Source organism: Pseudomonas sp. KB_15, from assembly GCF_052114525.1.
GTDB lineage: Bacteria > Pseudomonadota > Gammaproteobacteria > Pseudomonadales > Pseudomonadaceae > Aquipseudomonas.
In genome coordinates this window covers 105,692-119,182 of record NZ_JBFREX010000002.1, presented here as the reverse complement: position 1 = coordinate 119,182, position 13,491 = coordinate 105,692, and the positions used below count along the sequence as shown (strand labels likewise).

Below are 13,491 nucleotides of genomic sequence, written 5' to 3'. Positions count from 1 at the left end.
ACTAACCCGCATATAGACAAGGTGAAAACTCTCTAATGGCCGATTGGCAGTCCCTCGATCCCGAGGCCGCTCGTGAAGCGGAAAAATATGAAAACCCTATTCCTAGCCGCGAACTGATCCTTCAGCACCTTGCTGATCGGGGTTCGCCTGCTAACCGCGAGCAGCTGGTCGAAGAGTTTGGTCTGACCACGGAAGACCAGATCGAAGCCCTGCGCCGCCGCCTGCGCGCCATGGAGCGCGATGCTCAACTCATCTATACCCGTCGCGGCACTTATGCGCCGGTGGACAAACTCGACCTGATCCTGGGTCGCATCAGCGGTCACCGTGATGGCTTCGGCTTCCTGGTGCCGGACGACGGCAGTGACGATCTGTTCATGAGCCCGGCGCAGATGCGTCTGGTGTTCGACGGTGACCGTGCCCTGGCGCGTGTTTCCGGTCTGGATCGCCGCGGTCGCCGTGAAGGCATGATCGTTGAAGTGGTGTCCCGCGCTCACGAAACCATCGTCGGTCGCTACTTCGAAGAGGGCGGCATCGGTTTCGTCGTTGCCGACAATCCGAAGATCCAGCAGGAAGTGCTGGTGACGCCGGGCCGTAACGCCAACGCGCAGATCGGTCAGTTCGTCGAAGTGAAGATCACTCACTGGCCGACGCCACGCTTCCAGCCGCAAGGCGACGTGGTCGAGGTGGTGGGCAACTACATGGCGCCGGGCATGGAGATCGACGTCGCCCTGCGTACCTATGACATTCCTCACGTCTGGCCTGACGCCGTGCTCAAGGAAGCCGGCAAGCTCAAGCCGGAAGTCGAAGAGAAAGACAAAGAGAAGCGCATCGACCTGCGTCATCTGCCGTTCGTCACCATCGACGGCGAAGATGCCCGCGACTTCGACGATGCGGTCTACTGCGAAGCCCGTCCGGGCAAGCTGCGTCTGTTCTCGGGTGGCTGGAAGCTGTACGTGGCGATTGCCGACGTATCCAGCTACGTGAAGCTCGGTTCGGCACTGGATGCCGAAGCGCAGGTTCGCGGTAACTCGGTGTACTTCCCCGAGCGCGTGATCCCGATGCTGCCCGAGCAGTTGTCCAACGGCCTGTGCTCGCTGAACCCGCAAGTCGATCGTCTGGCCATGGTCTGCGAGATGACCATCTCCAAATCCGGTGAAATGACCGACTACTGCTTCTACGAAGCGGTGATCCACTCCCATGCGCGCCTGACCTACAACAAGGTCAGCGCGATGCTGGAAACGCCGAAGGCTACCGAAGCGCGCAAGCTGCGCGGCGAATACACCGACGTGGTGCCGCACCTCAAGCAGCTGTACTCGCTGTACAAGGTGTTGCTGGCCGCTCGTCACGTGCGTGGCGCGATCGATTTCGAAACCCAGGAAACCCGGATCATCTTCGGTTCCGAGCGCAAGATTGCCGAAATCCGTCCGACTATACGTAACGACGCGCACAAGCTGATCGAGGAATGCATGCTGGCGGCCAACGTGGCCACCGCCGAATTCCTGAAAAAGCACGAAATTCCTGCGTTGTATCGCGTTCACGATGGTCCGCCGCCGGAGCGCCTGGAAAAACTGCGCGCCTTCCTCGGCGAACTTGGTCTGTCCCTGCACAAAGGCAAGGACGGTCCGTCGCCGAAGGATTACCAGGCGTTGCTGGCCGGTATCAAGGATCGTCCGGATTTCCACCTGATCCAGACCGTCATGCTGCGTTCGTTGAGCCAGGCGGTGTACAGCGCCGATAACCAGGGCCACTTCGGCCTGAATTACGAGGCGTACACGCACTTCACTTCGCCGATCCGTCGCTACCCGGACTTGCTCACGCACCGGGCGATTCGCAGCGTGATCCATTCGAAGCAGAACACCCCACACGTTCGCCGTGCCGGTGCGATGACCATTCCGAAGGCGCGCATCTATCCCTACGACGAAGCGGCCCTGGAGCAACTCGGCGAGCAGTGCTCGATGAGCGAACGCCGTGCCGACGAAGCGACCCGCGACGTAGTGAACTGGCTCAAGTGCGAGTTCATGAAAGACCGCGTGGGCGAATCGTTCCCGGGCGTGATCACTGCCGTGACCGGTTTTGGTCTGTTCGTCGAGCTTACAGACATTTATGTCGAGGGCCTGGTGCACGTCACCGCGCTGCCGGGCGATTACTACCACTTCGATCCTGTGCACCACCGCCTGGCCGGCGAGCGTACCGGTCGCAGCTTCCGCCTCGGCGATACCGTGGAAGTGCGGGTCATGCGCGTCGACCTCGACGAGCGCAAGATCGACTTCGAAATGGCCGAAAAAACCATCAGCGCGCCGATTGGCCGCAAGAAGCGCGGTGCCGAAACCACAGCGCCTGCCGCGAAAGTCGAGGCAGAACCGGCCCCGGCGAAAACCGGTCGTCGTCCTGCCAAGGAAAAGGCTGTCGAGGCCTATCGTCCGAGCGATGCGGCGGCGAAAAATGCCGAAGTACGCAAAAGTCGTGAAATGAAACAGGCGCTGCTGGCCGGTGCGAAAAGCGGCGGTAAAGCGGCGTCTGCGGGAAAGACCAGTCGGTCGGCGCCTGACAAGGCCGTCGGCGGCAAGCCAGCCAAACCGAGCAAACATCGTAAAGGCCCGCCAAAAGCGGGCTCGGCTCCAGCCAAGAGTGGCGGGGCGCGTAAACCTAAGGCCAAGCCATGAGTCAGTTGGAAAAGATCTACGGCGTCCATGCTGTAGAAGCGTTGTTGCGTCACCACCCGAAACGCGTCAAGCAGATCTGGCTGGCCGAAGGCCGCAATGATCCTCGGGTCCAGACGCTGATTGAGCTGGCCAACGAAAACCGGGTCCAGGTCGGCCAGGCCGAGCGCCGCGAAATGGACGCCTGGGTTGAAGGCGTGCACCAGGGTGTGGTGGCGGACGTGAGTCCGAGCCAGGTCTGGGGTGAGGCGATGCTCGACGAGCTGCTCGATCGCACTGAAGGCGCGCCGTTGTTGCTGGTGCTCGACGGCGTGACCGATCCGCACAACCTCGGTGCCTGCCTGCGTTCTGCCGATGCGGCGGGTGCGCTGGCAGTGATCGTGCCGAAGGACAAGTCGGCTACCCTGACGCCGGTCGTACGGAAAATCGCCTGCGGTGCTGCGGAAGTGATTCCGCTGGTTGCCGTGACCAACCTGGCGCGTACCCTGGAAAAGCTCCAGCAGCGCGGCTTGTGGGTTGTCGGTACGGCGGGGGAGGCGGAAGTCAGTCTTTATGACCAGGACCTCACCGGCCCGACCATCCTGATCATGGGCGCCGAAGGCAAGGGCATGCGTCGCCTGACCCGCGAGCATTGCGACTACCTGGTGAACCTGCCGATGGCTGGTAGCGTCAGCAGTCTCAACGTTTCGGTGGCGACGGGTGTCTGTCTGTTCGAAGCGCAGCGTCAGCGTAGCGTCAAGGCCAAGGCGGCTGCCAAGAAACCCTGATCCAGTTGCAGTCCCTGTGGGAGCGGGCTTGCTCGCGAAAGCGGAGTAACATTCAGCAAAGATGTTGAATGTCGTACCGCATTCGCGGGCAAGCCCGCTCCCACATTGGTTATGCGTCATGTTGAAAATGGTTGGTGTGAACGAGCTGTTCAAATAATCACCAATTACCTTGCGCCTCTCTCGCCCCTTCTCTACAATTGCGCCCCTTGCTGTGATGGCAGGCACCAACGTGTCTAGCGTCCGCAAGTCCATAAGTGTCATTCACTCCTTGTCTGACCGCTTTTGAGCGGCAGGCTACAACCCGTAAGGAGCATTCATGCGTCATTACGAAATCATCTTTTTGGTCCACCCGGATCAAAGCGAGCAAGTCGGCGGCATGGTTGAGCGTTACACCAAGCTGATCGAAGAAGACGGCGGCAAAATCCACCGTCTGGAAGATTGGGGCCGTCGTCAACTGGCCTACGCAATCAACAATGTTCACAAGGCTCACTACGTGATGCTGAACGTTGAGTGCACTGGCAAGGCCCTGGCCGAGCTGGAAGACAACTTCCGCTACAACGATGCAGTGATCCGTAACCTGGTCATCCGTCGCGACGAAGCCGTTACCGGCCAGTCCGAGATGCTCAAGGCTGAAGAAAACCGCAGTGAGCGCCGTGAGCGTCGCGACCGTCCTGAGCACGAAGGCGCTGAAAGCGTTGACAGTGATGACAGCGACAACAGCGATAACGCTGACGAGTAATCCACGGACCTTTTAAGGAGCCTATCAAATGGCACGTTTCTTCCGTCGTCGTAAATTCTGCCGCTTCACCGCTGAAGACGTGAAAGAGATCGATTACAAAGATCTCAACACTCTGAAAGCCTACGTATCCGAGACCGGCAAAATCGTTCCAAGCCGCATCACCGGTACCAAAGCTCGTTATCAGCGTCAGCTGGCCACCGCTATCAAGCGCGCCCGCTTCCTGGCCCTGCTGGCCTACACCGACAGCCACGGCCGCTGAGACCGGGCAGTCGACACGTAGCAAAGGATTGAATGCATGCGGGCCATAGCTGAGTTCATCATGCGCGGCCGTATGCAGGCCACTCTGGTAGTGGCTGGATGCGCGGCGATGCCGTTGTTTTACTGGTTGGGTGCTGCCGCCGGATGCCTTGTGCTCCTGCGGCGCGGATTGAGGGATGCCCTGGGCGTTCTTGCTCTGGGACTGCTGCCGGCGTTGATCTGGTGGCTTTACTCCGACGACCCACGGGCACTTCTGGTGCTGCTGGGGTCTGCGAGCCTTGCGTTGGTTTTGCGCGCAAGCGAGTCCTGGAACCGCGTGCTGCTGGTCAGCATAGCGATGGGAGTGGTGTTTTCAGTGGTGTTGGGGACAGCTTTTGCTCCCCAGATCGAGATGCTGGCGCAGGCTTTGATCAAAGTCATGCCGTCGCTACTCGGTGATGTCTACCAGAAGTTGTCGGTAGACGAACAAGCGCGTTTCGCGTCCCTGATTGCACCGGTCCTGACCGGCCTGATTGCGGCGTTGTTGCAAATCGTCAGCTTGCTGAGCCTGCTTGTCGGGCGCTACTGGCAGGCGTTGTTGTACAACCCGGGCGGTTTTGGTCGCGAGTTTCGCGCCATCCGCTTCCCGCTGTTGCCGGCGATGTTGCTGCTGGCGTGCATGCTTCTTGGGCCGAACATCGGTCCACAGATGGCCATGTTGACGCCGTTGTGCAGCGTACCGCTGGTGTTCGCCGGGCTGGCCCTGATTCACGGGCTGGTGGCGCAGAAGCGACTGGCCAGGTTCTGGCTGGTGGGGTTGTACGTGACGCTGTTGCTGTTCATGCAACTGATCTATCCGTTGCTGGTGGTCCTGGCCATCGTCGACAGCCTGATTGATTTTCGCGGTCGTTCGGCACCGAAAGATGCCGATAACGCGAACGGTGAAGGTTAAAAGTTAAGAGGATTTTCACATGCAACTGATCCTTCTGGAAAAAGTCACCAACCTGGGCAACCTGGGTGACAAAGTGAACGTTAAGGCTGGTTACGGTCGTAACTACCTGCTGCCTTACGGCAAAGCTACCGCTGCGACCCCAGCCAACCTGGCTGCGTTCGAAGAGCGTCGCGCTGAGCTGGAAAAAGCTGCAGCAGATCGCAAAGCATCGGCTGAAAGCCGCGCTGCCCAACTGGCCGAGCTGGAAGTGACCATCACTGCCACCGCTGGCGACGAAGGCAAGCTGTTCGGTTCGATCGGTACTCACGACATCGCTGACGCACTGACCGCCTCCGGCGTTGAAGTGCAGAAGAGCGAAGTTCGTCTGCCGAACGGCACCATCCGCAACGTAGGCGAATTCGACGTAGCCGTGCACCTGCACGCCGAAGTTGAAGCCACCGTACGCGTTGTCGTGGTAGCAGCTTAAGCAGCACTTGTCGGCTGGCACCCTCGGGTGCTTGCCGGTAACATCGGGCACGATCCTGTTTACAGGTCGTGCCCTTTGTCTTTCTGGCATCCCAGTTTTTAAATTCTGATTCCAAGTGGCCATGAACGAAATCTCCGCTCCCGAGCAATACGATCTGCAAACTGCCGCGCTGAAAGTGCCGCCGCATTCCATCGAGGCCGAACAGGCCGTGCTCGGTGGTCTGATGCTGGACAACAACGCCTGGGAGCGCGTGCTCGATCAAGTCTCCGACGGTGATTTCTATCGACATGACCACCGCCTGATCTTCCGTGCGATCGCCAAACTGGCCGATCAGAACATGCCGATCGACGTCGTGACCCTGTCCGAGCAACTGGACAAGGAAGGCCAGACCTCGCAAGTCGGCGGCCTCGGCTATCTCGGTGAGCTGGCGAAAAACACGCCATCCGTCGCCAACATCAAGGCTTATGCGCAGATCGTTCGCGAACGGGCGACATTGCGTCAATTGATCGGCATCAGCACCGAAATCGCCGACAGCGCTTTCAATCCGGAAGGCCGTACCGCGGCCGAGATTCTCGACGAAGCCGAACGCCAGATCTTTCAGATTGCCGAAGCCCGGCCAAAAACCGGTGGCCCGGTGGGCGTCAACGACCTGCTGACCAAGGCCATCGACCGTATCGACACCTTGTTCAACACCGACAACGCCATCACCGGCCTGTCCACCGGCTATACCGACCTCGACGAGAAAACCAGCGGCCTGCAACCGGCCGACCTGATCATCGTTGCAGGCCGTCCGTCCATGGGTAAAACCACCTTTGCGATGAACCTGGTGGAAAACGCCGTGTTGCGTAGCGAGAAGGCTGTCCTGGTTTACTCCCTCGAGATGCCAGGCGAATCGCTGATCATGCGTATGCTGTCTTCCCTGGGTCGTATCGACCAGACCAAGGTCCGTTCCGGCCAGCTTGAAGACGACGACTGGCCGCGCCTGACCTCGGCGGTCAACCTGCTCAACGACCGCAAGCTGTTCATCGACGATACCGCCGGCATCAGCCCGTCGGAAATGCGCGCCCGGACCCGCCGCCTGGTGCGTGAACACGGCGATGTCGGCCTGATCATGATCGACTACCTGCAATTGATGCAGATCCCGGGTTCCAGCGGTGACAACCGGACCAACGAGATTTCCGAGATCTCCCGATCCCTGAAAGCCCTGGCCAAGGAATTCAACTGTCCGGTGGTGGCGCTCTCGCAGCTCAACCGTTCCCTGGAACAACGGCCGAACAAGCGCCCGGTGAACTCCGACTTGCGGGAATCCGGAGCGATCGAGCAGGACGCCGACGTGATCATGTTCGTTTACCGCGACGAGGTGTATCACCCGGAAACCGAGCACAAGGGCATCGCCGAAATCATTATCGGCAAGCAGCGGAACGGCCCGATCGGCTTTATCCGCCTGGCCTTTATCGGTAAATACACCCGATTCGAGAACCTGGCGCCGGGTAGCTACAATTTTGATGATGACGAGTAATTTGTAGCGACTGATCGGTCCTCATCGCGAGCAAGCTCGCTCCCACAGGGATTGCATTGAACCTGTGGGAGCGAGCTTGCTCGCGATGGGGTCACCGCAATTTCCGACCACAGCCGTCGGAATTGGTCAAAATTTGTGCTATATTCCGCGCCCGCGAAATTCAATGAAAGCCAACACCGGTTATCGACATGCAAGCAGCCAAGCCGTTATTTGACTATCCCAAGTACTGGGCCGAATGTTTCGGGCCAGCGCCGTTCCTGCCCATGAGCAGGGAGGAGATGGATCAGCTCGGCTGGGATTCCTGCGACATCATCATCGTCACCGGTGATGCGTACGTCGATCACCCGTCGTTCGGCATGGCGATCATCGGCCGGCTGCTGGAGTCCCAGGGCTTCCGCGTCGGGATCATTGCCCAGCCGAACTGGCAGTCCAAAGACGACTTCATGAAGCTCGGCGAGCCGAACCTGTTCTTCGGTGTCGCGGCCGGCAACATGGACTCGATGATCAACCGCTACACCGCGGACAAGAAAATCCGCTCCGATGACGCCTACACGCCGGGTGGCCTGGCGGGCAAGCGTCCGGACCGCGCCAGCCTGGTTTACAGCCAGCGCTGCAAGGAAGCCTACAAGCACGTGCCAATCGTGCTCGGCGGCATCGAAGCGTCCCTGCGCCGCATCGCCCACTACGACTACTGGCAGGACCGCGTGCGCAACTCGATCCTGATCGACGCCAGCGCCGACATCCTGCTCTACGGCAACGCCGAGCGCGCGATCGTCGAGGTCGCCCAGCGCCTGTCCTACGGTCACAAGATCGAAGACATCACCGACGTGCGCGGCACCGCATTCATCCGTCGTGATACGCCGCAAGGCTGGTACGAAGTCGATTCCACGCGCATCGACCGTCCGGGCAAGATCGACAAGATCATCAACCCGTACGTCAACACACAAGACACTGCTGCCTGTGCCATCGAGCAGGAGAAGGGCCCGGTCGAGGATCCGCAGGAAGCCAAGGTCGTGCAGATCCTGGCCAGTCCGCGCATGACCCGCGACAAGACCGTGATTCGTTTGCCGTCGGTGGAAAAGGTCCGCAACGACGCGGTGCTCTACGCCCACGCCAACCGCGTGTTGCACCTGGAAACCAACCCGGGCAACGCCCGCGCGTTGGTGCAGAAGCATGGCGAAGTGGATGTCTGGTTCAACCCGCCACCGATTCCGATGACAACTGAAGAAATGGACTACGTGTTCGGCATGCCTTATCAGCGCATTCCGCACCCGGCGTACGGCAAGGAAAAGATCCCGGCCTACGAGATGATCCGTTTCTCGGTGAACATCATGCGTGGCTGCTTCGGCGGCTGCACCTTCTGCTCGATCACCGAGCACGAAGGGCGGATCATCCAGAACCGTTCCCACGAGTCGATCATTCGCGAAATCGAAGAAATTCGTGACAAGGTTCCCGGTTTTACCGGCGTGATCTCCGACCTTGGTGGCCCGACCGCGAACATGTACCGCATCGCCTGCAAGAGCCCGGAAATCGAATCCGCGTGCCGCAAGCCATCGTGCGTGTTCCCTGGCATCTGCCCGAACCTGAACACCGACCACTCGGCGCTGATCCAGCTGTACCGCAGTGCCCGTGAGTTGCCGGGTGTGAAGAAGATCCTGATTGCTTCCGGCCTGCGCTATGACCTCGCGGTCGAATCGCCGGAGTACGTCAAGGAACTGGTGACCCACCACGTCGGTGGCTACCTGAAGATCGCCCCGGAACACACCGAGGAAGGTCCGCTCAACCAGATGATGAAACCGGGCATCGGCAGCTATGACAAGTTCAAGCGCATGTTCGAGAAGTACTCCAAGGAAGCGGGCAAGGAGCAATACCTGATTCCGTACTTCATCGCCGCCCACCCGGGCACCACCGATGAAGACATGATGAACCTGGCCCTGTGGCTCAAGGGCAACGGCTTCCGTGCCGACCAGGTGCAGGCGTTCTACCCGTCGCCGATGGCCACCGCCACCGCGATGTACCACTCGGGCAAGAACCCGCTGCGCAAGGTCACCTACAAGAGTGACGCGGTGACCATCGTCAAGAGCGAAGAGCAGCGCCGTCTGCACAAGGCGTTCTTGCGTTATCACGACCCTAAAGGCTGGCCGATGCTGCGCGAAGCACTGACCCGCATGGGCCGCGCCGACCTGATCGGGCCGGGCAAGAACCAGTTGATTCCGTTGCATCAGCCGTCGACTGACAGCTACCAGAGTGCCCGTCGCAAGAACTCGACACCGGCCGGCAGCCACAAGGTTGCAGGGGAAAAGACCACCAAGATCCTGACCCAGCACACCGGCCTGCCACCACGTGCCAGCGATGGCGGTAACCCGTGGGACAAGCGCGAACAGGCCAAGGCTGCGGCGTTTGCCCGCAACCAGCAAGCGGCCAAGGAACGCAAGGACGCGGCCAAGGGCAAAGGCCCCAAGCCGACCCGCAAGCCCGTCGTGCCGCGCTGAGTCTCGCTTGAGCTGAACAGAACGCCAACCTTCGGGTTGGCGTTTTGCATTCCGGGCTTGAAAAATGTACTGGAGCTGCTGGCCTCATCGCGAGCAGGCTCGCTCCTACAATGAAATGCATTCCCCCTGTAGGAGCGAGCCTGCTCGCGAAGAGGCCGGAGCTGCCAACCAATTTCTGGCTGGTCGCCACATTTGCGTGCAATCAATTTCGACCATTTTCCTGTATCGCCCGATTTTGGTGCTGTACTGCCTCAGGTAATCGAAGAAAGCGCCAGCGCTGCTGGATGGCATAAGTCTTGCGCGCTTTCCCATACGCTCAAGGCTCGCAGGAGGCACGCCGTGTCGATTCATGTCGCATTGCACCACGTCACGCATTACCGCTATGACCGCGCTGTCGAGCTCGGCCCGCAGATCGTTCGCCTGCGCCCCGCCGCTCACAGCCGCACGCGGATTCTGTCCTATGCGCTGAAGGTCTCCCCCGAACAGCACTTCATCAACTGGCAGCAGGACCCCCAGGGTAATTACCTGGCGCGCCTGGTGTTTCCGGAAAAAACCGATGAATTGCGAATTGAAGTCGACCTGCTGGCAGAAATGGCGATCTTCAATCCGTTTGACTTCTTCCTTGAGCCCTACGCGGAAAAGATTCCCTTCGCCTATGCCGTGGATGAGCGCAAGGAGCTGGCGCCGTACCTGGAAACGTTGCCGCTGACGCCGAAGTTCAAAGCCTATCTGGACGGCATCGACCGCACCCCGTTGCCCGCCGTGGACTTTCTCGTCGCGCTCAATCAGCGCCTGAGCGAAGACATCGACTACCTGATTCGCATGGAGCCCGGCGTACAAACGCCTGAACACACCCTCGAACAGGCCTCCGGTTCGTGCCGCGATTCCGCCTGGTTGCTGGTGCAACTGCTGCGCAACCTGGGACTGGCGGCGCGTTTCGTGTCGGGCTACCTGATCCAGCTGACCGCCGACGTCAAAAGTCTCGACGGCCCGTCGGGCACTGAAGTGGATTTCACCGACCTGCACGCCTGGTGCGAGGTGTACCTGCCCGGCGCCGGCTGGATTGGCCTGGACGCGACATCCGGGCTGTTTGCCGGTGAAGGGCATATTCCGTTGGCCTGTAGTCCCGATCCGTCCTCTGCGGCGCCGATCAGTGGCCTGGTGGAACCGTGCGAGTGCGAATTCAGCCACGAAATGTCCGTGGAGCGGATTTGGGAGGCGCCACGGGTCACCAAGCCCTACACCGACGACCAGTGGCTGGCGATTCAGGCCCTGGGGCGGCAGATCGATGCCGACCTGCTGGAAGGCGATGTGCGCCTGACCATGGGCGGCGAACCGACCTTTGTGTCCATCGATGACCCGGACGGCGCCGAGTGGAACACCGCCGCACTGGGGCCGGATAAACGACGCTTGTCCGCCGAACTGTTCCAGCGCATGCGTAAACACTACGCGCCCAAGGGGCTGGTGCATTTCGGACAGGGCAAGTGGTATCCCGGCGAGCAATTGCCGCGCTGGTCGCTCAATTGCTACTGGCGGCGTGACGGCGTGCCGATCTGGCACAACAACGCGCTGATTGCCGATGAACAGGAAGACTACGGCGCCACAGGCGAACTGGCCGGACGTTTCCTGGCGAGCGTTGCCGAACGCCTGAAAATTCCGACACGTTTCGTGTTTCCGGCCTACGAAGACAATTTTTATTACCTCTGGCGCGAAGGGATGTTGCCGCAGAACGTCAGCGCCGAAGACTCACGTCTGGAAGAACCGCTGGAGCGTGCGCGTCTGCGTAAAGTCTTCAGTCAGGGTTTGGACAAGGTGATTGGCCAGGTCCTGCCGCTGGCACGCACCACCAAGGGCGATCAGTGGCAGAGCGGCCGCTGGTATCTGCGCGATGAACACTGCCGCCTGGTGCCGGGGGATTCGCCGCTAGGGTATCGCTTGCCGTTGGGTTCGCAACCCTGGGTGAAAGCGGCGGAGTATCCGTTCATTCATCCGCAGGACCCGAACCAGGACTTCCCGCCGCTGCCCGACACTGCACAACTACAGAGCCAAAGCGCTTCTGCCGAGGTGCAAGAGCGGGCGCCAGACATCGACGAGTCCGCCGACTGGCTGACCCGCACCGCGTTCTGCGCCGAAGCGCGGGAAGGCCGGTTGTACCTGTTCATGCCGCCGCTGGAGCGGGTCGAGGATTACCTCGAACTGGTCGCCGCCATTGAGGCCACCGCGCAAGAGCTGCTGTGTCCGGTATTGCTGGAGGGCTACGAGCCGCCGAGCGATCCGCGCCTGAGCAACTTTCGCATCACTCCGGACCCGGGGGTGATCGAGGTCAACGTGCAGCCGTCCGCGACCTGGGATGAATTGGTCGAGCGCACCGAGTTCCTCTATGAAGAAGCGCGCCAGACCCGCCTGACCACCGAGAAATTCATGATTGACGGCCGGCACACCGGCACGGGCGGCGGTAACCATTTCGTGCTGGGTGGCGCGACACCGGGTGACTCGCCGTTTCTGCGTCGTCCGGATCTGCTGCGCAGCCTGATCAGCTACTGGCATAACCACCCGTCCTTGTCCTACCTGTTTTCCGGATTGTTCATCGGCCCGACGTCCCAGGCGCCCCGCGTGGATGAAGCGCGCAACGATGCCTTGTACGAACTGGAAATCGCGTTTGCGCAGATGCCTGAACCGGGTGAGGCATGTCCGCCATGGTTGGTGGATCGGCTGCTGCGCAATCTGCTGATCGATGTGACCGGCAACACCCACCGCGCCGAATTCTGCATCGACAAACTCTATTCGCCGGACGGTGCCACCGGGCGCCTCGGATTGCTGGAGCTGCGTGCGTTCGAGATGCCGCCCCATGCGCGCATGAGCCTGGCGCAACAATTGTTGCTGCGGGCGCTGGTCGCGCGGTTCTGGCGCGAGCCCTATGCACCGCCGAAGCTGGCGCGCTGGGGTACGGAGTTGCACGATCGCTTCCTGTTGCCGCACTTTATCGAGCAAGACTTTGCCGATGTCATCGTCGACCTCAACGCCGCCGGTTATGCGGTGCGGGCCGAATGGTTCGCCGCGCATCTGGAGTTCCGTTTCCCCAAGGTTGGCGACTACGCCGTCAGTGGTATTGCGCTGGAACTGCGCCAGGCGCTCGAGCCTTGGCACGTGCTGGGCGAAGAGGGCGCCATGGGCGGTACGGTGCGTTATGTGGATTCGTCGCTGGAGCGTTTGCAGGTCAAGCTCAGCGGCTTGCCGCCCCAGCGTTATTTGCTGACCTGCAATGGCATCCCGGTGCCATTGCAACCCACGGGGCGGGTCGGCGAGTTCGTGGCCGGCGTGCGTTTTCGTGCCTGGCAACCGGCCAACTGCCTGCAACCGACCATCCCGGTCCACGCGCCCCTGGTGTTCGACCTGCTCGATACCTGGATGCAGCGTTCGCTGGGCGGCTGCCAGTATCACGTCGCCCACCCGGGCGGACGCAATTACGACAGCTTGCCGGTCAATGCCAACGAGGCCGAGAGTCGACGGATGGCGCGTTTCTTCCGCATCGGGCACACACCGGGAAAACTTCCTGTCCCGATTCTGGAAATTAACGACGAGCTGCCGATGACACTCGATTTGCGACGTTTCTAAACCGTACGCGACGCTCGGATTTTTCGTATATCCGGGTGTCACGA

9 protein-coding genes are annotated in these 13,491 nt (G+C 60.6%); all 9 read left to right on the top strand.

All coding sequences use genetic code 11. From position 1 onward, the window contains the following. Positions 1–35 precede the first annotated feature (35 nt). The 9 genes from rnr to AB4Z35_RS02955 all read left to right on the top strand — a co-directional run bounded on the left by rnr (position 36) and on the right by AB4Z35_RS02955 (position 13,447). On the top strand, positions 36–2,663 hold the full coding sequence (gene rnr, locus AB4Z35_RS02995) for a ribonuclease R (RefSeq protein WP_442095983.1): 2,628 nt from the start codon (positions 36–38) through the stop codon (positions 2,661–2,663). Further along, entirely contained in the window at positions 2,660–3,427 is a 768-nt protein-coding gene (gene rlmB / locus AB4Z35_RS02990; RefSeq protein WP_442095982.1) for a 23S rRNA (guanosine(2251)-2'-O)-methyltransferase RlmB, read from the top strand. Before rnr ends, rlmB begins: the two co-directional genes overlap by 4 nt. A gap of 316 nt (positions 3,428–3,743) precedes the next feature. Beyond that, positions 3,744–4,166 carry a 30S ribosomal protein S6 gene (rpsF, locus tag AB4Z35_RS02985; protein WP_007982042.1) on the top strand — a complete coding sequence of 141 codons (423 nt, stop codon included), beginning with the start codon at positions 3,744–3,746 and terminating at the stop codon, positions 4,164–4,166. A 28-nt stretch (positions 4,167–4,194) separates the two neighbouring features. Beyond that, positions 4,195–4,425, top strand: coding sequence for a 30S ribosomal protein S18 (gene rpsR, locus AB4Z35_RS02980; RefSeq protein WP_002551829.1), 231 nt, complete (start codon positions 4,195–4,197; stop codon positions 4,423–4,425). 36 nt (positions 4,426–4,461) lie between these two features. Continuing rightward, positions 4,462–5,355, top strand: coding sequence for a hypothetical protein (locus AB4Z35_RS02975; RefSeq protein WP_007995001.1), 894 nt, complete (start codon positions 4,462–4,464; stop codon positions 5,353–5,355). A 19-nt stretch (positions 5,356–5,374) separates the two neighbouring features. Next, a complete protein-coding gene (gene rplI, locus AB4Z35_RS02970) occupies positions 5,375–5,821 on the top strand; it encodes a 50S ribosomal protein L9 (RefSeq protein ID WP_007973276.1) in 447 nt (148 codons plus the stop codon). A 121-nt stretch (positions 5,822–5,942) separates the two neighbouring features. Next, positions 5,943–7,340: a replicative DNA helicase gene (dnaB, locus tag AB4Z35_RS02965; protein ID WP_007982038.1), complete on the top strand. Its 1,398-nt coding sequence runs from the start codon at positions 5,943–5,945 to the stop codon at positions 7,338–7,340. 188 nt (positions 7,341–7,528) lie between these two features. Then, on the top strand, positions 7,529–9,832 hold the full coding sequence (locus tag AB4Z35_RS02960) for a YgiQ family radical SAM protein (RefSeq protein WP_442095981.1): 2,304 nt from the start codon (positions 7,529–7,531) through the stop codon (positions 9,830–9,832). A gap of 339 nt (positions 9,833–10,171) precedes the next feature. Next, positions 10,172–13,447: a transglutaminase family protein gene (locus AB4Z35_RS02955; RefSeq protein ID WP_442095980.1), complete on the top strand. Its 3,276-nt coding sequence runs from the start codon at positions 10,172–10,174 to the stop codon at positions 13,445–13,447. The last annotated feature ends 44 nt before the right edge of the window (positions 13,448–13,491 follow it).